Consider the following 21,290-nt stretch of genomic DNA (forward strand, 5'->3'; position numbering starts at 1 on the left):
GAGGTCCCGTGACGCCTGCCGCGCAGTTCGACGCTCCCCCGCCCGGAGCGGACCTGCCGGAGCACCCGGCGTCGCTGTGGCGCAACCCGGAGCCGCGGCGCCACTACCAGGTGGTGATCGTCGGCGGCGGCGGTCACGGGCTGGCGACCGCGCACTACCTGGCCCGGCGCGGCGTCACCGACGTCGCCGTGCTCGAGCGCGGCTGGCTGGCCGGCGGCAACATGGCGCGCAACACCACCATCATCCGGTCGAACTACCTGTGGGACGCCTCCGCGGCGATCTACGAGCACGCGCTGCGGCTGTGGGAGCACCTCGAGGAGGACCTGGACTACCCGATCCTGTTCTCCCAGCGCGGGGTGCTGAACCTGGACCACTCGCTGCAGGACGTGCGGGACTCCCGGCGACGCGTCGCGGCGAACCGGCTGAACGGGATCGACGCCGAGTGGGTCGACGCCGGCGGGGTGCGCGAGCTCTGCCCGATCGTCAACACCTCGCCGGACCTGCGCTACCCGGTGCTCGGCGGCACCTACCAGGCCCGCGCCGGCATCGCCAAGCACGACTACGTGGCCTGGGGCCTGGCCCGGTCCGCCGACGCCGCCGGTGTCGACCTGGTGCAGAACTGCGAGGTCACCGGCATCGACGTCGAGCACGGGGTGGTCAAGGGCGTCCGGACCTCGCGCGGCCGGATCGGCGCGGACCGGGTGGCACTGATCGGCGCCGGACACTCGGCGACCCTGGCCGAGCTGGCCGGCTTCCGGCTACCGGTGCAGTCGCACCCGTTGCAGGCGCTGGTGTCCGAGCTGCTGGAGCCCGTGCACCCGACGGTCGTCATGTCCAACGCCGTGCACGTCTACGTCTCGCAGGCGCACAAGGGCGAGCTCGTCATGGGCGCCGGCGTCGACCCGTACATCGGCTACGGGCAGCGCGGCGCCTTCCACGTCATCGAGCGCCAGATGGCCGCCGCCGTGGAGCTGTTCCCGATCTTCGCCCGGGCCCACGTGCTGCGGACCTGGGCCGGCATCGTCGACGTCACCCCGGACGCCTCGCCCATCATCGGGGCGACGCCGGTGGAGAACCTGTTCGTCAACTGCGGCTGGGGCACCGGCGGGTTCAAGGCCACCCCCGGGATCGGGCACGTCATGGCGGAGCTGCTGGACAAGGGCGAGGTGCCGGCGCTGGCACAGCCTTTCGGGCTCGACCGGTTCACCCAGGGCCGGCTCGTGGACGAGCACGGGGCCGCGGCGGTGGCGCACTGATGATGCTCATCGACTGCCCGGAGTGCGGGCCGCGGAACGAGGACGAGTTCCACTACGGCGGGCAGGCGCATGTGCCCTACCCCCAGGACGGCGGCCGGGATCTGACCGACGAGCAGTGGGCGGAGTTCCTGTTCTACCGGGAGAACCCCAAGGGCCCCTTCGCCGAGCGCTGGATGCACGCCGCCGGCTGCCGCCGCTGGTTCAACGCCGTCCGGGACACGGTGACCAACCGGTTCCTGGCGGTGTACCGGGTCGGCGAGCCGCCGCCGGAGCTGCACGGCGGGCACGTCCACCGGCACCCGGTCCACGGGCACCCGGTCGGTGGGCACCCGGTCGGCGGGCACCGCGTCGACCACCACAGCGCCACGAGCGGAGGAACCGCGTGACCCCGTCCCGGTTGTCGTCCGGCGGAGCGGTGGACCGCGGCGTGCTGCTGGACGTGGTGGTCGACGGGTTGCAGCTACAGGCGTTCCCCGGCGACACCCTGGCGTCGGCACTGCTGGCCTCGGGCGTGCGGACGGTCGGCCGGTCCGTGCGGCGGGGCCGCCCGCGCGGCATCATGACCGCCGGCCCGGAGGAGCCGGCCGCGCTGCTGTCGATCGCCGGTCCGCTGCCCGATCCCGTCGTCACCGCGACCACCGTCGAGGCCCTGGACGGCATGACCGGCCGGTCGCTGCAGGGGCAGGGCCTGCTGACCGCCGCACCCGACGGGGCGGCGCGGACGCAGTACGACGCCGTCCACCACCACTGCGAGGTCGCCGTCGTCGGGGCCGGCCCGGCCGGACTGGCCGCGGCGCTCGAGGCCGCCCGCAGCGGCGTGCGCGTCGTGCTGCTCGACGAGCGGCCGCGCGCCGGCGGCGCGCTGCTCGGAGGTGCGGAACTGGCCTGGGCAGAGCAGGTGTCGGACGCGCTGGACGCCCTGCCCACCGTGCTGCACCTGCAGCGCACCGCGGCCACCGGGCTCTACGACGACAACTACCTGGTCGCGGTGCAGCGCATGCCGGCGCACCACGACCCGGCGCGGGCCGGCCGCAGACCGGCGGACGGTGTCCGCGAACGGGTCTGGCACATCCGGGCCGCCGAGGTGGTGCTGGCGACCGGGTCGTACGAGCGGCCGGTGGTCTTCGCAGGCAACGACCTCCCGGGCGTCATGCTGGCCGAGTCGGTGCGCGCCCACCTCCACCGGCACGGCGTGCTCGCCGGGGAGCAGGTCGTGCTGTTCACCGCCCACGACGACGCCTACCGGGTGGCCGGCGACCTGCTCGCCACCGGGGCCTCGGTGGTCATCGTGGATCCGCGGACCCCGAGCAGGCAGCCCGTGGACGTGCCGGACGGTCCGGTCCCGACCGGGACGGTGCTGGCCGGCGCCGTGGTGACCCGCGCCCACGCCGACGACTCCGGGGAGCTCTCGGCGGTCACCGTCCGGCTGGCGGACGGCCGCAGCCGGCGGCTGCCGGCCGACCTGCTGGCCGTCTCCGGCGGCTGGAACCCCAACCTGGCGCTGTGGTCCCACGCCGGCGGGCGTCCCGTCTGGGACGCCGCCGCCGGCACCTTCCGGCCCGGCGCCGCGCTGCCGCGGGTCGCCGTGGCCGGCTCCGCGGCGGGACTGCGCACCACCGGCGAGATCGTCGACGACGGCGAGCGTGCGGGGCTGGCCGCCGCCGAGGCCGCCGGTACCGCCGCCGGACTCGCGGCGGCGCAGCGCCACCAGGACGTCCGGGCCGGCATCCCCGACCTGGCGCCGCCCGCCGACGGCCTGGCCGAGTACCCGGAGCCGGCCGCGCAGCTCCACCTGGTGACCGACGGAGACCAGGATCCGGCCGCTCTCGACGAGCACTTCGTCGACGTGCAGCGGGACGTCACCGTCGCGGACCTGGCCAGGGCGACCGGCGCCGGGCTGCGCTCGGTGGAGCACGTCAAGCGGTACACCACGGCCGGCACGGCGCACGACCAGGGCCGGACGTCCGCCGCGCTGACCACCGCGCTGGTGTCGGGGTTGACCGGGATCGTCGCGGAGGAGCTCGGCACCACCACCAGCCGGCCACCGGCCGTACCGGTCGCCTTCGCCGCCCTCGCCGGCCGCGAGCACGGTGACCTGTACGACCCGGTCCGGACCACCGGCGCCCATGGCTGGCACGTGGCGCACGGGGCGGTGTTCGAGAACGTCGGCCAGTGGAAGCGACCGTGGTACTACCCGCGGCCGCTGGCGGGCGGCGGCGTCGAGACGATGCCCGAGGCGGTGGCCCGGGAGTGTCTGGCCGCGCGCACCGGGGTGGCGTTCATGGACGCCTCCACGCTGGGCAAGATCGACGTCCAGGGTCCGGACGCCGGCACCTTCCTGGACCGGATCTACACGACGATGCTGTCGACGCTCAAGGTCGGTGCGGCCCGGTACGCCGTGCTCTGCGGGGTGGACGGCATGGTCGTCGACGACGGCACTGCGCTCCGGCTGGCCCCCGACCGGTTCGTCGTGACGACCACCACCGGCAATGCGGCCAAGATCCTGGACTGGATGGAGGAGTGGCTGCAGACGGAGTGGCCGGACCTGCGGGTCCGGTGCACCAGCGTGACCGAGCAGTGGGCCACCCTGGCGCTGATCGGGCCGCGCTCGCGAGGGCTGCTGCAGCGGCTGGCCCCCGAGATGGACTGCAGCGCAGCGACCTTCCGGTTCATGACGGCGCAGGACGGCACGGTGGCCGACCTCCCGGCACGGGTGGCGCGGATCTCGTTCTCCGGCGAGCTGGCCTACGAGATCTCCGTGTCCTGGAGCGACGCGGCCGCCCTGTGGGACGCCGTGTGGGCGGCCGGCGAGCCGGACGGCCTCACGCCGTACGGCACCGAGACCATGCACGTGCTGCGCGCCGAGAAGGGTTATCCCATCGTCGGTCAGGACACCGACGGCACCCAGACGCCGTTCGACCTCGGCCTGGGGTGGGCGGTCTCGGCCAAGAAGGCCGACTACCTCGGCAAGCGCTCGCACGCCCGCCCGGACACCCGCCGCGCGGACCGCAAGGAGCTGGTCGGCCTGCTGCCCGTCGACACCGGGCTGCTGCTGCCGGAGGGCGCCCAGCTGGTCGACGAGGTGCCGCTGCCACCGCCGCCGGTCCCGATGCTCGGCCACGTGACCAGTTCCTACCGGTCCGCCGCGCTCGGCCGGACCTTCGCGCTGGCCCTGCTCTCCGGCGGCCGTGCCCGGATCGGCGGCACGGTGCACGTCGTGGTCGACGACGTCCCGCGGCCGGCCGCGGTGGTGTCGTCGGTGTTCGTCGACCCGGACGGCGCCCGGCGCGACGGCGACCCCGACGACGCCGGCCCCGGCTCTGCCGGCCCGGTCGGCTCTGGCGGCGCTGCCGGCGCTGCCGGACCGGCCGTGGCCGCGACCCTGCCGGTCTCGCCGTTGGCGCGGTTCGCGGTGCCGTTCGCGGAGCTGTCGGGACCGGACGGCGGGGTGCGCGTCGTCGAGGAACCGCTGCGGACAATGATCGACGTGCGGGTGCCGGCCGGGTCCGAAGCGGCCCGGGCGGTCTCCGAGGCGCTCGGGTGCGCCCTGCCGCTGCGGACGGGCGGGGTCGACGAGGCCCCGGGTGTCACCGCGCTGGCCCTCGGGCCGGACGAGTACCTCGTCGTGCGGTCGCCGGGTCTGGCCGCCACCACGGAGGACGCCGTGCGGCGCGCCGTCGCCGAGCTCGGGGACGCCGTCCCCGTGGTCGCGGTGACGGACGTCTCGGCGGCCCGGACGGCGGTGCGGATCTCCGGCCCGCGGACCCGGGCGGTCCTCGCGCACGGATGCGCGGTCGACCTGGCCCGCCTCGGCCCGGGCACGTGCGTGCAGACCGTGCTCGCGCAGTGCGCCGTGGTGCTCCAGGTGCTGGGCGAGCCGGGCTCGGACACGGACGCCGTCCGGGTGCTGGTGCGCTCGTCGTTCGCCGAGCACCTGGCCCGGTGGCTGCTGGTCACCGCGCCCGAGTACGTCTGAGCCGCCCGCCACGGACGGCCGGGGCCGCCGCTCGGGCGGCGCCCCGGCCACGGGCGGTGGCGCGGGCCGCCCTCGGATCCGTGGCAGTCTGGGGACGCCGCCGAGGGGAGCGGCCGTCCGACGGACCTGCCCGCGCCGGCCCCCGGCGCCGGGCCAGACAGGAGAACCCGATGCCCGCGCGGATCGACCGGCTGGTCACGTCCGGCACGTTCAGCCTCGACGGCGGCACCTGGGACGTGGACAACAACGTCTGGCTGCTCGGCGACGACGACGAGGTGCTCGTCGTGGACGCCGCCCACGACGCCGACGCCATCGAGCGGGCGATCGGCGGTCGCCGGGTCACCGCGATCGTCTGCACGCACGGCCACGACGACCACATCGACGCGGCCCCGGAACTGGCACGCCGCACCGGCGCGCCGGTGCTGCTCCACCCGGCCGACGCCCCGCTCTGGGGCATGAAGCACCAGGACCGCCAGCCGGACGACGGCATCAGCGACGGGCAGACCCTGGGCGTCGCCGGCGTCGACGTCACCGTGCTGCACACGCCCGGGCACTCCCCCGGCGCGGTGTGCCTGTACGTGCCGGCGCTGCACGCGCTGTTCAGTGGCGACACCCTGTTCCAGGGCGGCCCCGGGGCCACCGGCCGGTCGTTCTCGGACTTCCCGACGATCATCGACTCGATCAGCAACCGGCTGCTGTGCCTGCCCGACGACACCGTCGTGCACACCGGGCACGGCGACGACACCACGATCGGCGCGGAGGCCCCGCACCTGGACGACTGGGTGCTCCGCGGCCACTGACGCTGCCGGGCGTCCTCGCGGGGCGTCCGGATCCGGCGGCCGTCACTGTCCGCTGCAGCTCGTGTCGGTTGCGTGATACCGACCGGCCGGCGCGGCGCGGTCCCCGATGATGGCGCCGGAGGCATCCGCGACCGGCGGATCCCGGTCGGGGCGTGGAGCGAGGGCATGGCGGACAGCGGCGAGCAGGGCCTGGGGGCGATCGCCAAGAAGTGGCTGCGCGCCAAGCGGGTGGAGTGGACCACCGGCGTGCAGCGCACCCGGGAGTATGCCGAGCACGAGTCGTGGCTGGCCGAGCGGGAGATGGAGCGCGAGCTCGGTCACCAGGCCGGGCGGGCGCTGGTGCCGGCGTACCGCGACTGGGAGGACCGCCGGGACGCCGACGAGGTCCGGCGCCGGCAGGCCGAGCAGGAGGCCGTCCGCGCGCTGCCCCGTGCGACCGTGCGGCTGTCGGTGTCCGGCAAGCGGTACGACGGTTCCTGGTGGGGGTACCTGCCGGTGCGCCTGGACCGCGAGCCGGACCTGCTCACCGTCGAGGTGGTGGTGCCGGCGGACGACCGGCCGCTGGTCGGCGGCCACCCGCTGCTGGGCGCGACGCTGCTCGTGCCCGGGTACACCGGTGACGGCGGGTACGACGTGGACGCGGCCGCCCGGCACGCGGACGCGGCCGGCGAGCCGTTCGACCCGTTCAGCTGGACCGTGACCCTGGAGGCCGAGGACGTGCTGCTGGCCTGGGTGCCGGACGTCGGGCCGGCGCGGATCGACCTGTCCGGCGACGTGCTGCGCTGGACGGCGCGGATGACCGGTGAGTCCGGCGAGCACGACGTCGACCTGCAGCTGTCGAACCTGCCGCCGGTCCCGGCTGCCTGACCGCGGCCGGACGTCACGTCCGGCTGCCCACCTCCTGCTGGATCTCTTCCAGCGATCGGTCCTTGGTCTCGGGCACCTTACGAAGGAAGAAGAAGAAGGACAGCACGCCGAAGCCGGCGTACAGCCAGAACGTGCCCGATTCGCCCATGGCGCCGACCAGTTGCAGGAAGAAGTAGGAGACCAGGAAGTTCGCGGCCCAGTTGGCCACCGTCGCGATGCTCATCGCCTTGCTGCGGACACCCACGGGGAAGATCTCGCTGATCATCAGCCAGAAGACCGGACCGAGACCGACAGCGAAGCCGGCCATGAACACCAGGAGGAACACCAGCGCGAACAGTGGGTGGTCCTTCAGTCCGGGCACGGCGAACCACAGGCCCAGGGCGACAAGCGCCAGCGTGGCGGCGGTCGTCCCGACCAGCAGCAGCGGCCGCCGGCCGACGCGGTCCAGCAGCAGGATCGCCACCACCGTGAACACGACGTTGGTGATCCCGACCGAGATGGCCTGCAGGACGGAGGCACTCGCCGACAGGCCGGTGTAGTTCAGGATGGTCGCCGAGTAGTAGACGACGGTGTTGACACCGATGACCTGCTGACCGATCGCCAGGACCAGGCCGACGACCATCAGAGGTCGCAGCGGCTGGCGGAACAGGTCTCGCAGCCGCGTCGAACGGGAGGTCCCCACCGCCTCGGTGATGCTGTCGAGTTCGTCGTCGGTCTCGTCGTCGCTGCGTGTTCGCGACAGCACGCGCCGGGCGTCGTCCTTCCGACCGCGGGCAACGAGCCATCGGGGCGACGACGGCACCGTCAGCATCCCGACGGCCAGCGCCAGGCCGGGCACGGCGGACAGGCCGAGCATCCACCGCCATCCGGCCGGCGCCCCTTGCAGGGCAGCGGCCACCAGGTAGGCCACCAGGATCCCCGTCGTGACCATCAGCTGGTTGAACGACGTCACCCCGCCGCGCAGCCGGGCCGGTGCCTGCTCGGAGATGTACTCCACCGAGACGAACGACGCGGTCCCGACGGCCAGACCGAGGACGAACCGGCTGGCGAGCAACCATGGTGTGTCCGGCGAGAACGCGGATGCCAACCCGGCGAGGACGTAGACCGTCCCACTGCCGACCTTGGTCCAGCGGCGTCCGATGCGGTCCGAGAGCCAACCGGACAGCGCGGCTCCGACGACCGCCCCCACGAGCAGCGCGCCGACGATCCACTGCTGTTCCAGCGAGGTCGTCGACAGGTCACGCTGGATGTAGAGCTGGGCGCCGGAGATGATCCCGGTGTCGTAGCCGAACAGGAACCCGCCGAGCGCCGCGATGACCGCGATGCGAAGCAGGAACTTGTTGTTGCCCTTCACGGCCTCTTTGACGAAACTCGTCGGCATCGTGCACCTCCCGAGCGGCGCCGCACCTGTCCGACGGCCCGCTCGTGCAAAGGTCACCGGGACGGCCCGCCGTCCGGGATGACGCGTGGGAATCGGATTGCCGAGCCGGTCCGCCGTCAAACGGAGCCGATGGAGCGACGTGCTCTCGGAGATTCACCGCACGGGGCGCGGACCGACCGGTCGAAGCCCGGCCCGCCGTCGCACGGTTTCCCGTCGCGCCCGGTCGGGAACGGTGCTGGGGAAGGTGGGTGCCTGCACCCCGTGGTGCGTGCCCTTCCCCACTCCCAGGGACCGCAGGAGGACCGATGTCGAGTACAGAAGCCGGGTCCGCCACCAGTGACCTACTGCGCAGCCTGACCGACACCGTCGGCGCGTTGCTGCGTCAAGAGATCGGCAAGGCGCGCGACGAGATGACCGGCAAGGCCCGTCAAGCCGGCGGTGGGCTCGCTCTGCTCGGCGGGGCTACTGCGCTCGGCGCGATGGCCGCCGGGACGGGCGCCGCCCTCGTCCTCCGATTGTTCGACAGGTTTCTGCCGCCGCGGCTGGCCGCCGTCGTGGTGACCGCCGCCTTCAGCGCCGGTGCGGTCGGACTGTCCACGGCAGGCATCCGGCAGCTGCGCGAGCTGCCGCCGTTGATGCCGGACCGGACGATCCGCGACATCCGCGACGACATCGATGCCGCACGGCAGGCCTGACACCTGCGCAAGTCTGCCGCCGGCCCGGCGGTGGGACCGACCCCGGGACGAGTCAGGGCGGCTCACCACCACGCTCGACGACGAGGTCGAGCGGCACGGCAGATCCGGGCTCTCGCGAGGTCGGCGTGCTGCCGGTCTGCGGGGGACGCTCGAGAGCCCGAGGGGTGACCGTCGAGCACGACCCGCATCCCGGCGCGGACCGCGCTGTCCCGGACGCGGCACGGTCCGCGAGGCTCAGGCCGACTGCAGGACCGGCGGCCGGCTGCGCGCCGCGCAGGCCGCGAGTTCAAGCACCTCTGCGGCGCCGACCCGCTCTGCGCCGTCGGCCACCGGCAGGCCGACCGCGACCGGACGGGAGGGCCGGACCGGGGCCGAGCGGACCACGTCCTGGCCCAGCGCGCGGGCCACGGCGGATTCCACCGCGGACGCCAGCCGGCGGCGGTCGGTGGCCGGGTGACCGGTGGCCGGGATGGCGGGCACCGGGCGCAGCCACTGCACGTGCAGCTCCAGCCGCGGCGCGGCGACGACCCGGCGCAGCGCCTGCAGCAGGGTCTCGTCGCCGACGAACGGGGCGGCCGCCGACCGGGCACCGGTGCCGTCGGTGTACCGCAGGGCCACCGGGGACACCACCGCGGCCGCGTCCATCGCGGCCTGGAAGGCCGCCCGCCGGAAGGTGCCGAGCGAGCGGCCGCAGCGCGTCGTGCCCTCGGGGAAGACCTGCACGCGGTGTCCCGCCCGCAGCGCCGCCGTGGCGGCTCGCACCAGGTCCGGCAGTTCGGCCCAGGTGTCGCGGCGCAGGAACAGCGTCCCGGTCCGACGTGCCAGGCCGCCGACGAACGGCCACGACGCGACGTCCTGCTTGGCGACGGGCCGCATCGGGCCGCACGCCGCCAGGGCGAGCACGTCGAGGAACGAGACATGGTTGCCCACGACGAGACTCGCACCGGCCCGGGGACGTCCGGTGCAGCGCACCCGAACCCCGAGCGCCGCGAGCACCCAGCGGCTGGCGTGCTGCAGCACCCGGCCGGTGCGGTGCGGCCGGCCGTACCCGGGCAGCAGGGCGACCAGCACGATGGCGGCCCCGCCGGCCAGCAGCGCAGCGGTCAGCGCCGTCCGGCGGCGCACCCGGGTGCCGAGCGGCGCACGCGGGGTGGGCGCAGCGACACAGGCCGCTGCACAGCGCATCTCGGCGCAGTGCTCGGTCACGGCCGGATCAGTGCGTCCTGCACGAAGTAGCGCAGGTACCGCGGGTCCGCCTGCTGCAGGTCGAGCAGCACCAGGAAGTCCGCGGACCCGAACTGCTCGTCGTGCGCGGGCGCGCTGCAGATCTGCGCGCCGAGCCGGAGGTAGCCGTGCAGCAACGGCGGGATCCGCAGCCGGTCGACCGGCGGGGCCGTCGACGCCCGGTACGGGTGCCGGGGCGCGCACTGTCGCTCGGCCGGAGCCCAGTGCCGGTCCCTGGCCATCCGTTCGAACAACGCCGCCTGGCCGCCGCCGTCGGCGACCGGGATGCTCGCGCAGCCCACCAGGTACCGGGATCCGCTCTGCAGCATGGCGCGGGCGATGCCGCTCCAGAGCAGGCTGATGGCCCGGGACCCACGGTGCTCCGCGGCGACGCACGCCCGTCCGGCCTCGACCGTGGTGTCCAGCAGGGATTCCAGCGGCGCGAGGTCGAACTCGGTGTTCGCGTACAGGCCCTGCCGCCGCGGCCGGCGGTGGTTGGCCGACGGCAGCAACAGCCGGTAGGTGGCCACGGCCTGCTCCGGCGATCCGTCCTCCGGCAGGTGCCAGACGACGAGGTGGTCGCAGCGGACGTCGAACCGGTCGAGGTCCACGCCGTCCGGGCCGGGCGTGACCGCACCGCACTCCTGGGCGAACACGCGGTGCCGCAGCGCGGCCGCCGCCAGTACCTCCGCCGCCGTGCTGGCGACCCGCAGTTCGTAGCGTCCGGGGAACCGGGTGTCCTGCCGCGCGACCCGCGGCTCGTCGGTGATCGTCGACACGCTTCGATGGTGGGCGGCCGAACGGTCCGTACGGCCGCCGCGGGCTGAACACGGTGTGACGGTCCGATGACAACGCCGGTCGTCCGGTGCGGGCGGGGCCGCGCCGCCGCAGCCGCAGGGTGTGCCCGCAGGTCGGTCCCCGCGCCGAGGACGGCGATGCGGGGCCGGCACCTGTGACAGTGCCGGCCCCGCATCGGATCGGGGCGCCGCGGCGTCAGGGGGGCGGCGCCCTACGGCCGTCCGAAGTCGGGCGGCCGGCCGTTCAGCCGCCGGCGGGCAGGGACCGGGCGGTGACGAGCCCGGTGGCACCCGTTCCGGCGGCGAGGTGGTGGCCGGCCCCGATACCGCTGCGACCTGCGGTGCGGCGCAGCGTGATCCGGTCGATCTCGGCGTACGGCTTGCCCGAGCCGGGCAGCGCGTCGGCCAGGGTGCGCACCGTGAACGTCGTGCACCTGCCCTCGGCCGCCGGGACGACGTCCACGGCGATGAAGGCGTAGTCGTCGTAGCGGACCTGGGACCACTCGATCTGCTCGGGCACCTTGGTGCCCGTCGGGTAGCCGCCCGCGCCGACCGCGGTGCCCTCCTTGGACCAGACGTAGCTGTTCACCACGTTCTCGGTGTTGTTCTCCGTGGCGTTCGTCCCGCCGGGCGGCTGGTAGCCGCGGAACCGCTGCCCCTCGGGGAGCAGCTGCGGGCCGAACGGGTCGACGCCGGCGGGCGGCGGTGCGGCCGGGCTCGGCGCCGGGCGGAACGGGTACCGCGGGCGACCGCCGGATCCGACGCAGATGTACGTGACGCCGTCCTTGGCCGGCTCGACGGTGCTGCCGTCCGGCGCCCGGCGGGTGGCCTTGCCGTTGCGGATCGGGTCCGTCCGCTCCAGCAGGTGGTTGTGCCCCTGCACGACCAGGTCGACCTGGTACTTGCTGAACAACGGGTCCAGGGCGTCCCGCAGGCCGCCGTCGGAGGCGTGGTTGTTGGTGGTGGAGAACGCGCAGTGGTGGAAGAACGCCACGACGAAGTCGACGGTCGGCGCGACGTGCGGATTGGTCCGCCACTCTTTGAGGGTCCGCTCGATCCACTGCAGCTGCGCACCGTCGGAATAGCCGGTGTTGGTCTGGATCTCGTAGGACAGGTCGTTCGCGTCGACCGAGATCACCGCCACGTTGGCGTACACGAAGCTGTACACCGACGGGCAGCCCTTGGGACCGTTGCCCGGCAGGTCGAGTCGCTTCTGGTGGCCGCCGTAGCCGTGGTTCGGGCTCTGCCCGACGAACTCCGTGGCGCCGTACAGCGGCTCCATGTCGTGGTTGCCGGTGGCGAACATCCACGGGGTGAACGCCGCCTGGCTCTCGATCTGGTTGAGGAAGACGTCCCAGACGTACGGGTTGTAGTTGTTCTTCCCGGCCGGCGAACCACCGGTGAGCGCCAGGGTGTCGTCGGCGGGCAGGCCGGTGCCACTGGGATCCGCGTAGCAGATGTCGCCGGCCAGCAGGGTGAACCGGGGCTTCTGCGTCGCCATCAGGTTGGTCTGGCTGACCGCGGGCCGCGGGTCGGTCCCGGCGACACCCGCCACCGGATCCGTCGGGCTGTAGTAGTTGTTGTCGAACACTCCCGCCGGCCAGGTCCCGCCGGCCGCCGTGACGACGGCCGGGTCCTGGCTCCAGGCGTACCGCGGGTCCTTGGGGGCGCTGTTGGTCCCGACGTCGGCGAAGGCCGTGAACGTGAAGGGCCTGGCCGGCGCGGCACCGACCCGCGGCAGCTGGCGCAGCGGCGCCGTGGTGAAGCAGGCCGGCCCGGAGACGGTGCCGTCGGAGAGCCGGAAGCGGTAGTGGTACACGGTCTCCGGGTCGAGGTGGCTCAGCCGGGCCTTGGCGTAGAACTGGCTGCCGATCGGGCCGGACGGGATGGCGTACTGCCCGACCAGGTGCTGGATGTCGGCCTCGAAACGGTGGCCGTAGCGACCGGGCTCGGTGCCCACCTCCACCCATGCGCGCAGGCCCCTGGGCAGGATGCCGGTCCGGCTCACCAGCTGCGCCGTGACCGCCATGGCGTTGCTCGGCAGGCCACCGTGGTCGGACACGAACGACAGGTGGCGGCCGGAGACCACCACCCCGGCCGTCCCGGCGACACCGCCACCGGCGGCGAACGCGGTCTGGGCGAGCCCGAACTGGAAGAGGGCGTAGCCGCCGGCTCCGGCCATCACGGCCTTGAGGGCGGTGCGGCGGGAGACCGCGCTCCGGGACAACTGCGCGGTGTTCCACTCGCTGTACTCGTCGACCGTCAGGGGGCGGTCAGGTCCTCGCGTCATGCGAACAGCTCACCCCGTCGATCCCGCCCGGCACAGGCAGGTGGCGGTGACGACCCGATGAACAACGGCTGAACCGTCTGCGGCACGGGAACTCTCGACGCCGCCGGGTCGTGCAGGCGGACCGCGGGCAGCGTCGCGGCGGGGCGTGCCCGGCCGGTCTGCGCGGGGGGCGCGCGTACCGGCGGTCCCCGCTCGGGACCAGCGGCGGGCCGGGACGCCTGACGGCCCCGCATGGACGACCCGGGTCGACCCGGTCGGGTGCGACGCCGCGTCGGGCTGCTGCGCGGCCGCCGCCCGAGCGGGTTGGCGCGGACCGGTCAGCGCGGTACCAGGCCGGTCGGCGTGCCGGTCTCGAGCAGGTCGGCGGCCGACCCCACGATCTTCGGATCCACCGGGCCGACCCGCTCCGGGTCCTTGTCCGTGTAGTCCAGCCCGGAGAGCAGGTGCCGCATGGCGTTGATCCGGCCGCGCTTCTTGTCGTTGCTCTTGATCACGGTCCACGGCGCCTCGGCGGTGTCCGTGTAGAAGAACATGGCCTCCTTGGCGTCGGTGTAGGCGTCCCACTGGTCCAGCGACGCGAGGTCGGTCGGCGAGAGCTTCCATTGCCGGACGGGATCGATGCGCCGGATGAGGAAGCGGGTCCGCTGCTCGGACTGCGTGACGGAGAACCACAGTTTGACCAGGTGGATGCCGGAGCCGACGAGCATGCGCTCGAGGTCCGGGGTCTGCTGCATGAAGGTCCGGTACTCCTCCGCCGTGCAGAAGCCCCTCACCCGCTCGACACCGGCGCGGTTGTACCAGGACCGGTCGAACAGCACGATCTCACCGGCCGCCGGCAGGTGGGTGATGTAGCGCTGGAAGTACCACTGGGTCCGCTCGCGCTCGCTCGGCTTCTCCAAGGCCACCACGGTCGCCCCGCGTGGGTTCAGGTGCTCGGTGAACCGCTTGATGGTGCCGCCCTTGCCGGCGGCGTCCCGGCCCTCGAACAGCACGACGATCTTCTGGCCGGTGTCCTTGACCCAGCGTTGCAGCTTCAGCAGCTCGATCTGCAGCGCCCGCTTGGTGGTCTCGTACTCGTGCCGGGCCATGCGCTCGTCGTACGGGTAGTCCTCCCGCCAGGTCTCGACCGGCTCGCCGTCCGGCCCCAGCAGGACCGGGTCGTCGTCGTGGTCGTCCACCTGGACCCGGTAGTTGCCCAGGTCCAGCTCGTCGGGTCGTGTTGCCGTCACCGTCCACCATCCCGTCCGTCGGCGTCGCAGTGCCGTCGCCGTGGCCTCACAGTGCCGTGCCGGAGCCGGTGCCAAACCGGCGCCTTCCCGGGTCGACGGTCGCGCCGTAGTGGCAGTGCCGCCACCGGACCGCGGTGCCGCGGGAGCGGCGGCCACCGGAGGTCTCCGCGGACAGCGCCGATGCACCTCGGACAGGCACCGGGCGCAGCGTCCGGGCGTGCAGCGGCTCCGCCGGACGGCTGCCGCCGGCGCTGACCAGCACCGGCTCCCGGACCGCGGGCGCGTGCCGGAAGCCGACCCGGGCGGCGGCAGCACCGGGCCGGGGGCGCCGGGCGGACCGGGGTCCCGAGCGGCGCGTCGGCCGGCCGACCGCCAGCCACGCCAGCCCGAAGGCGACCGGACCGGTCCACCAGTACCACTGCTCCATGCCCCAGCTCCGTTCGGGCGGACCCGCGTCGGTGCCGCCCGGCGGGCGACATCCCGCCGGTGGGTCGTCCCCACCGTGCTCGGCCGAGGAGAACGGCAGGCGAACGGACGGGCAACGGCGGTGCACCTGGATCCGAACGGGGCGCCGGACGCCGGGGTCGTGCGCCGGACGCACGGGAGCGACGAACCCGTGGAGCAGGCGCACGGGCGGCGCGGCATCCGGGTGGGCAGCCGCGCGACGGGTCAGCCCGCGTACACCTCGAAGGCCGCCGCCCGCCGACCCTCCCGCTCCGGGCAGACCATGTCCACCACGCGTCGCGCCTGCTCCTCGACGGGGTCGTCGGACAGCGCCGCGAGGTAGCGGCGGTGCTCGGCGAGGGAACGCACGGCCGCCCGGTAGCCCTCCGGGGTGACCTCCGCGCTGTGCGTCGGGGTCGGCGAGCACACGGCGATCCACCGGACCCCCGCCCAGGGGGCATGACCGGCCTCGGCCAGCTCGGGAAAGATCCACTCGTTCGCGGCGTCCGCGACAGCGTCGAGCACGCAGGTGCCGAACGCGCGGTGGTCCGCGCTGTTCCGGATGCCCGGTGCCCACCTCTCGTGGTTGCCCAACGTCACGACGAGGTCCGGCCGGTGCCGGCGGATGGCGGTGGCGAGATCCCGCCGCAGCGCCAGCGTGGCCTCGATCCGGCCGTCGGGGTGGTCCAGGAACTCGAGCACCCGCACGCCCACCTGGTCGCAGGCACGCCGCTGCTCCTCCTCGCGCAGGGGACCGGACTCCGCCGGCGGCAGCCCGGCTATGCCGGCCTCGCCCCGGGTCCCCAGCACGTAGCGCACCTCGTGCCCGGCGGCCACCCACGTGGCCACGGCAGGTGCGGCGCCGTACTCGGGGTCGTCGGGATGCGCCATGAGCACCAGGGCGCGCTGCCAGTCCATCGGGAACGGTGCGAGATCCTCGTCCACGACGGGGATCCTGCCGCAGCCGTGGCGACGGCGCGCAGCCGGCAGTCGGTGCCCGGCGGCGGGACGGCCGTCAGGCCGACGGGTCCAGTGGTCGCGCGCCCAGCTGCGCGGTCAGCAGCTCGATCGCCACCTCCTGCGGGTCCCGGACCGGGACGGGCGGGGCGGACGGATCCGGTTCCTCGCCGTAGTCGTCGGGGATGTCGTCGTCCGGCGGACCGTCAGGCAGGTCCGGCGCGCGACCGGAGCCGGCGGCGTCACCACCCCCACCCGCAGCCTCGCAGCGGATCCGCCAGTCGACGCCGAGCAACTCCTTGAGCGCGGCGCGGATCAGGTCCGCGTTGGCCGGCTCCACCACGCGCTTGGCCAGGCCTGCGGACGGCATGGTCAGCGTCAGCACGCCGCCGGCCAGCGACGACACCGTGGCGTCGGCCAGCAGGATCCGGGTGCTGCGCCGGTGCCGCTGCACCCGGTCCAGGATCTCCGACCACAGCCGGCGGACGTCCGTCACGTCCGGCGCGGTGGCGGCGGCGGCCGGCCTGCCGGCTCGAGCGGACGGCACGCCGGCTGGAGCCGACGGCGCGCCTGCCGGAGCGGACGGCACGGGCGGCCCGCCGCCCGGCACCCCGGGCCGGGCCGGTCCACCCGCCGCCGGCCTGTCGGCGGGTGCACCGCGCCGGTCCTGACCGCCCCGTGGACGGTCGGCGTCCCGGTCCACGGCGCGCTCGCGGCCGGGGTCACCCGCCGGCGTCCGAGCCCGGTCGGCACGGTCGGCACGGTCGGCACGGTCGGCGACATCCCCGCGTGCCGTCCGCCCGGCACCGCGGTCCCCCGTGGCACGCGCGCCGTCGCCGGTGGCCGGACCGCGGGCGGACGGCCGGTCCCCGGCCGCAGGGTCGCCGGCGGTCGGCGCGCCGGGACCGCGGCCGGCGGGTGCGGAGAATTGCGGGGTCTCGGGGCGCCCGGACGTCAACCGCCGCGACAGCAGCTCCGGCGGCTTGGGGAGGCCGAGGTCGTCGGCTGCGGAGAGGTCGGGCTCCGCGCGACGGTCCGCCGACGGGCGTGCCGGCTGCGCCCCCGCCGCATCGGCCGGAGCGGCCGGAGTCCGATCGGTGCCGCCGGCCGGCGAGCCGGGCACCGGATCTGCCTGCCCGGCCGAGGGCTTCCTGACTGCCGCGGACCCCGTCGGGACGCCGCCGTCCGGCGCCGCGGGGGCGTGACCGCGGATGTCGTCGGTGCCGCGGGCGGTGCCCGCCGAGCGGGCCGGAGATGCCGCGCCGGACGGCGCGGACGCCGCGGACCCTGCCGGCGCGGCGTCGTCGGCGATCGCGAGGCGGCGTTCCAGCCGCTCCAACCGCTGCAACAGCGCTCCCTCGGACACCGTCGCCGCGGGCAGCAGCATGCGGGAACACAGCAGCTCCAGCACCAACCGCGGCGACGTGGTGCCCCGCATGTCGACCAGCCCGGTGTGCAGGATCTCGGCCAGCCGGGTGACGGTCGCGATGCCGAGCCGGTCGGCCTGCCCGGCCATGGCCGCCAGCTGGTCCGCGGGGGCGTCGAGCAGGTCCTTGCTGCCCGCCTCGGGGACGGCGGCCAGGATCATCAGGTCCCGCAGGCGCTGCAGCAGGTCCGCGGCGAACCGGCGCGGGTCGTGCCCGGCCTCGACCACCTTGTCCACGGCGCCGAAGACGGAACCGCCGTCGCCCGCGGCCAGCGCGTCGACCGTCTCGTCCAGCAGCGCGGTGTCGGTGACGCCCAGCAGCGCCATAGCACTGCGGTAGGTGACGCCCTCCGGACCGGCCCCGGCCAGCAGCTGGTCGAGCACGGACAGCGAGTCGCGCGCCGAGCCGCCGCCGGCCTGGATGACCAGCGGGTAGACCGTGGGCTCCACCGTCACGCCCTCCTGCTCGCACAGCCGCTCCAGCAGCGAGCGCAGGGTGGCCGGCGGGATCAACCGGAACGGGTAGTGGTGCGTGCGGGACCGGATGGTCGGCAGCACCTTGTCCGGCTCGGTGGTCGCGAAGATGAAGACCAGGTGCTCGGGCGGTTCCTCGACGATCTTGAGCAGGGCGTTGAAGCCCTGCGTGGTGACCATGTGCGCCTCGTCGATGATGAAGACCCGGTAGCGGGACTCGGCGGGCATGTAGAAGGCGCGGTCCCGGAGGTCGCGGGTGTCGTCGACGCCGCCGTGGGAAGCGGCGTCCAGCTCGACGACGTCGAGCGACCCCGGCCCCTCCGGCGCCAGCGCCACGCAGGAGGCGCACACGCCGCACGGATCGGGGGTGGGACCCTGCACGCAGTTCAGCGACCGGGCCAGGATCCGCGCCGACGACGTCTTGCCGCAGCCCCGCGGGCCGGAGAACAGGTACGCGTGGTTGACCCGGCCGGCGGCCAGCGCGGTACGCAGCGGGACGGTGACGTGGTCCTGGCCGACCACCTCGGCGAAGGTCGCCGGGCGGTACTTCCGGTAGAGAGCCAGTGCCACCAGGCGAGGGTACGGCCCCGCGCCGACAGTCCCACCCGACCCGTCCCCACCTGCGGCGAGCCTCGCCCAGCGCCGGTCGGGGGCCGTCTCGACCGCCCGAACCGGACGGGCCGCAGCGGCCAGGAACAGAAGGGGACCCCCGCACCCGCCAGAGCTCACGGACCCTTGCTGCCTTCCGGCCCTGGGGGGGTTGATGAGATGGACGCCGCGGGGGTCCGCCGACCACTGTAGCGGCCGCCGCCCGGCCCTGGCGAACCCTCGCCGCCCGCGGCGCTGCTGTCGGGACCTCGACAACGGTTGCGCGCAGGCCGGCCGACGGGGCACCGGCCGCGACGCACCGCGGCCGGTCCCTCGACCCTTCCGGCGCCGCTACACTGCTACGCGGAGGATTCGCCTAGTGGCCTATGGCGCACGCTTGGAATGCGTGTTGGGTTAACCGCCCTCAGGGGTTCAAATCCCCTATCCTCCGCCACCGAAGGGGGCGCCGACCGGCGCCCCCTTCGACGTCCGGGCAGCGACCGGCCGGCGCACCGGGACGGGCGACCGGGTACCGGCCGGCGCACCGGGACGGGCGACCGGGTACCGGCCTGCCCGCCGGTACCTGCCCGCGCCACCGGCCGCGACACCCGGCCGCGGGACCGATGGGACCCGGTGGTCGTCCGGGTCGCCGCACCCGTGGTGCTTCCGGTCGCCGGGCCGGGCACCGCCGGTCCCGACCTACGATCGGCGGACGCCCCGCCCGCCCCGACCACGAGGTGTCCCCCATGCCGCTGACCAGCCCCACCGACCTGCTGCGCGCGGCCCGCGCGGACGACGCGGGGGTCGGCGCCTTCAACGTCATCCAGCTCGAGCACGCGGAGGCCATCGTGGCCGGCGCGGAGGCCGCGGGACTGCCGGTCGTGCTGCAGCTCTCGGAGAACACCGTCCACTACCACCGCGGGCTGGCCGGCATCGGCTCGGCGTGCCTGGCCGTCGCGGCGCAGGCGTCCGTCCCGGTCGTCGTGCACCTGGACCACGCCGAGGACGAGGACCTGGTCGCCGCGGCCGTCGAGCTGGGCTTCCCGTCCGTCATGTTCGACGCGTCGACGCTGCCGTACGCCGAGAACGTCTCGCGCACCGCCGACGTGGTGCGGCGCTGCCACGCACGCGGAGTGGCCGTGGAGGCCGAGCTCGGCGAGATCGGCGGCAAGGACGGTGCCCACGCCCCGGGGGTGCGCACGGACCCGGCCGAGGCGGCCCGGTTCGTCGAGGCCACCGGGGTGGACAGCCTGGCCGTGGCGGTCGGCACCTCGCACGCCATGGCGGACCGGTCGGCCGTCGTGGACCTCGAGCTGGTCGGCCGGCTGGCGGCCGCCGTGCCGGTCCCGCTGGTGCTGCACGGCTCGTCGGGCGTCGACGACCCGGGGCTGCGGGCGGCCGTCCGCGCCGGCATCAGCAAGGTCAACATCGCCACCCGGCTGAACCAGGTGATGACCGCCGCGGTCCGGGCCGTGCTGTCCGCCGACCCCCAGGTCTCCGACCCGCGCCGCTACCTGGGACCGGGACGCGACGCGGTGGCCGACGAGGTCACCACCCTGCTGCGGCTGTTGCGCGGCGTCACGGACTGAGCCCGCGCTCGCACGGTGGGTGGGCCGCGGGACCGGTGCGCCGGTCCAGCCGCGGGAACAGCACCTCGCGGGCCAGCAGGACGAGCACCGCGGCGACCGGGATGGCCGTCAGGGCGCCCACCACACCCAGCAGCGCACCGCCGACCAGGATGCTCACCACCGTCGCCACCGCCGGGATGTGCACGGTGCGGCCGATGATCACCGGTGTGAGCAGGTAGTTCTCGACCAGCTGGTAGACCACCAGGAAGACCAGGGTGGCGACGCAGGTCGGCACGGACACGGTGAGCGCGGCCGCGCCCATCAGGATGCCGCTGGCCAGCACGCCGATGGTGGGCACCAGGTCCAGCAGCGCGGCCAGCACGGCGAGCAGCAACGGGTACGGCACGCCGACGGCCCACAGCCACCCGAACGTCGTCACGCCGCAGACGACCGAGATCGAGAGGTTGCCCAGCACGTACCCGCCGACGGTGAGCATCATCCGGTCGCCGAGCAGGACGGCCCGGGCTCGGCGTTCCGCCGGCACCAGCCGGTAGGCGGCCGCCCGCAGCCGGGGCAGGTCCGCCAGCACGTAGGCCATCACCACCACCGTGACGAGCAAGCTCGACACCGCACCGAGCACCCGGCGCCCCACGCCGAGCGCCCCGTGTGCCAGCCCGCTCCACGACGCGTCGACGGCCTGCTGCAGCCGCTCCTGGACATGGAACCGGCTGTTGAGCCGGCCCAGCGTCGAGTGCTCGTCCTGCAGCTGCTGCCAGTAGTGCGGTGCCTGCCGCAGGTACTCGGCACCCTTCCGGACCAGCGGCGTCACCACGCTCCACAGCACGGTGGCGAGCACAGCCGCGGTGCCGGCCAGCACCGTGAGCACAGCGGCCCAGCGGGGCATCCGCAGCCGCAGCACCAGCCAGGACACCGCCGGCTCCGGTCCGACCGCCAGGAAGCAGCCGAACCCGATCAGCACCAGGGGCTGGCCCGCGGCCGGCACGGCCTGCACGACGCCGTAGGTCACGGCCACCCCGGCGGACCCCCACATGCCGACGAAGAACGGTGACCGGCGGTCGAACCGCGGCCCCGGCCGCCCGAGCGGCCGGTCGGGGGTGGCGTCCCGGGCGGCGGCACGCTCGGCGTCCGCGACCGGCCCCTCCTCGTGGCTGTGCGGCTGCGCCAGCAGGTCGTGGTGCCCGGGCGAGGACCCGCCGGTGTCCGGCGCCGCCGGGGAGCCCGAGCGGGACACGCCCGCGCGACTCGTCCCGTCGTCACCGGGGACCGGCACGTCCCGCCCGTCGGGTCCGCCGCGCGC

The 21,290-nt window shown here is 74.7% G+C and carries 16 protein-coding genes, 1 tRNA gene and 1 other RNA gene; 8 read left to right on the top strand and 10 right to left on the bottom strand.

Features of this window, described 5'->3' with window-relative positions; all coding sequences use genetic code 11:
* Nucleotides 1-8: 8 nt before the first annotated feature.
* The 5 genes from IEY37_RS02995 (at nucleotide 9) to IEY37_RS03015 (ending at nucleotide 6,899) form a co-directional block, all read left to right on the top strand.
* A complete protein-coding gene (locus IEY37_RS02995) occupies nucleotides 9-1,256 on the top strand; it encodes a sarcosine oxidase subunit beta family protein (RefSeq protein WP_188939956.1) in 1,248 nt (415 codons plus the stop codon).
* Nucleotides 1,256-1,642 carry a sarcosine oxidase subunit delta gene (locus IEY37_RS22940; RefSeq protein WP_188939957.1) on the top strand — a complete coding sequence of 129 codons (387 nt, stop codon included), beginning with the start codon at nucleotides 1,256-1,258 and terminating at the stop codon, nucleotides 1,640-1,642. The genes IEY37_RS02995 and IEY37_RS22940 overlap by 1 nt, the downstream gene beginning before the upstream one ends.
* Nucleotides 1,639-5,232: a 2Fe-2S iron-sulfur cluster-binding protein gene (locus tag IEY37_RS22635; protein WP_188939958.1), complete on the top strand. Its 3,594-nt coding sequence runs from the start codon at nucleotides 1,639-1,641 to the stop codon at nucleotides 5,230-5,232. The genes IEY37_RS22940 and IEY37_RS22635 overlap by 4 nt, the downstream gene beginning before the upstream one ends.
* Before the next feature lie 170 nt (nucleotides 5,233-5,402).
* The gene (locus IEY37_RS03010) at nucleotides 5,403-6,032 is read left to right on the top strand and encodes an MBL fold metallo-hydrolase (protein ID WP_188939959.1); all 630 of its coding nucleotides are present in this window, start codon (nucleotides 5,403-5,405) and stop codon (nucleotides 6,030-6,032) included.
* Between the two features lie 165 nt (nucleotides 6,033-6,197).
* Nucleotides 6,198-6,899 carry a hypothetical protein gene (locus tag IEY37_RS03015; protein WP_188939960.1) on the top strand — a complete coding sequence of 234 codons (702 nt, stop codon included), beginning with the start codon at nucleotides 6,198-6,200 and terminating at the stop codon, nucleotides 6,897-6,899.
* A gap of 13 nt (nucleotides 6,900-6,912) precedes the next feature.
* Here the strand turns inward: IEY37_RS03015 and IEY37_RS03020 are convergent, their stop codons facing one another.
* A complete protein-coding gene (locus IEY37_RS03020) occupies nucleotides 6,913-8,280 on the bottom strand; it encodes a sugar porter family MFS transporter (protein ID WP_188939961.1) in 1,368 nt (455 codons plus the stop codon).
* A gap of 305 nt (nucleotides 8,281-8,585) precedes the next feature.
* Between IEY37_RS03020 and IEY37_RS03025 the strand changes: the two genes are divergently transcribed.
* On the top strand, nucleotides 8,586-8,975 hold the full coding sequence (locus tag IEY37_RS03025) for a phage holin family protein (protein WP_188939962.1): 390 nt from the start codon (nucleotides 8,586-8,588) through the stop codon (nucleotides 8,973-8,975).
* A gap of 234 nt (nucleotides 8,976-9,209) precedes the next feature.
* Here IEY37_RS03025 and IEY37_RS03030 read toward each other — a convergent pair whose 3' ends face one another.
* The 8 genes from IEY37_RS03030 to ffs all read right to left on the bottom strand — a co-directional run bounded on the left by IEY37_RS03030 (nucleotide 9,210) and on the right by ffs (nucleotide 18,608).
* Nucleotides 9,210-10,181 carry a lysophospholipid acyltransferase family protein gene (locus IEY37_RS03030; protein ID WP_188939963.1) on the bottom strand — a complete coding sequence of 324 codons (972 nt, stop codon included), beginning with the start codon at nucleotides 10,179-10,181 and terminating at the stop codon, nucleotides 9,210-9,212.
* The gene (locus IEY37_RS03035; RefSeq protein WP_229673673.1) at nucleotides 10,178-10,978 is read right to left on the bottom strand and encodes a GNAT family N-acetyltransferase; all 801 of its coding nucleotides are present in this window, start codon (nucleotides 10,976-10,978) and stop codon (nucleotides 10,178-10,180) included. Before IEY37_RS03035 ends, IEY37_RS03030 begins: the two co-directional genes overlap by 4 nt.
* Nucleotides 10,979-11,240: 262 nt before the next feature.
* Nucleotides 11,241-13,286 (bottom strand): purple acid phosphatase family protein, encoded by a 2,046-nt coding sequence (locus tag IEY37_RS03040; RefSeq protein ID WP_188939964.1) that lies wholly within the window; start codon nucleotides 13,284-13,286, stop codon nucleotides 11,241-11,243.
* A gap of 317 nt (nucleotides 13,287-13,603) precedes the next feature.
* Nucleotides 13,604-14,515 (bottom strand): polyphosphate kinase 2, encoded by a 912-nt coding sequence (ppk2, locus tag IEY37_RS03045; protein WP_229673675.1) that lies wholly within the window; start codon nucleotides 14,513-14,515, stop codon nucleotides 13,604-13,606.
* Nucleotides 14,516-14,561: 46 nt separating this feature from the next.
* Nucleotides 14,562-14,942 carry a hypothetical protein gene (locus IEY37_RS03050; protein ID WP_188939965.1) on the bottom strand — a complete coding sequence of 127 codons (381 nt, stop codon included), beginning with the start codon at nucleotides 14,940-14,942 and terminating at the stop codon, nucleotides 14,562-14,564.
* 242 nt (nucleotides 14,943-15,184) lie between these two features.
* The gene (locus IEY37_RS03055; protein ID WP_188940197.1) at nucleotides 15,185-15,877 is read right to left on the bottom strand and encodes a PIG-L deacetylase family protein; all 693 of its coding nucleotides are present in this window, start codon (nucleotides 15,875-15,877) and stop codon (nucleotides 15,185-15,187) included.
* Nucleotides 15,878-15,974: 97 nt separating this feature from the next.
* Complete coding sequence (locus tag IEY37_RS03060) at nucleotides 15,975-18,386, bottom strand: DNA polymerase III subunit gamma and tau (protein ID WP_188939966.1); 2,412 nt, start codon at nucleotides 18,384-18,386, stop codon at nucleotides 15,975-15,977.
* 125 nt (nucleotides 18,387-18,511) lie between these two features.
* An RNA gene (gene ffs, locus IEY37_RS03065) (signal recognition particle sRNA small type) lies at nucleotides 18,512-18,608 on the bottom strand.
* 161 nt (nucleotides 18,609-18,769) lie between these two features.
* Here ffs and IEY37_RS03070 point away from each other — a divergent pair.
* Nucleotides 18,770-18,858 (top strand) — tRNA-Ser (locus IEY37_RS03070).
* Between the two features lie 292 nt (nucleotides 18,859-19,150).
* Complete coding sequence (locus IEY37_RS03075; RefSeq protein WP_188939967.1) at nucleotides 19,151-19,993, top strand: class II fructose-bisphosphate aldolase; 843 nt, start codon at nucleotides 19,151-19,153, stop codon at nucleotides 19,991-19,993.
* On the opposite strand, the gene IEY37_RS03080 is transcribed toward IEY37_RS03075, so the two are convergent.
* Complete coding sequence (locus IEY37_RS03080; protein ID WP_229673679.1) at nucleotides 19,983-21,224, bottom strand: AI-2E family transporter; 1,242 nt, start codon at nucleotides 21,222-21,224, stop codon at nucleotides 19,983-19,985. The two genes, IEY37_RS03075 and IEY37_RS03080, sit on opposite strands and share 11 nt — an antisense overlap.
* Between the last annotated feature and the right edge of the window lie 66 nt (nucleotides 21,225-21,290).

Origin of the sequence: Nakamurella endophytica (assembly GCF_014646215.1) — a bacterium.
Classification (GTDB): Bacteria; Actinomycetota; Actinomycetes; order Mycobacteriales; family Nakamurellaceae; genus Nakamurella; species Nakamurella endophytica.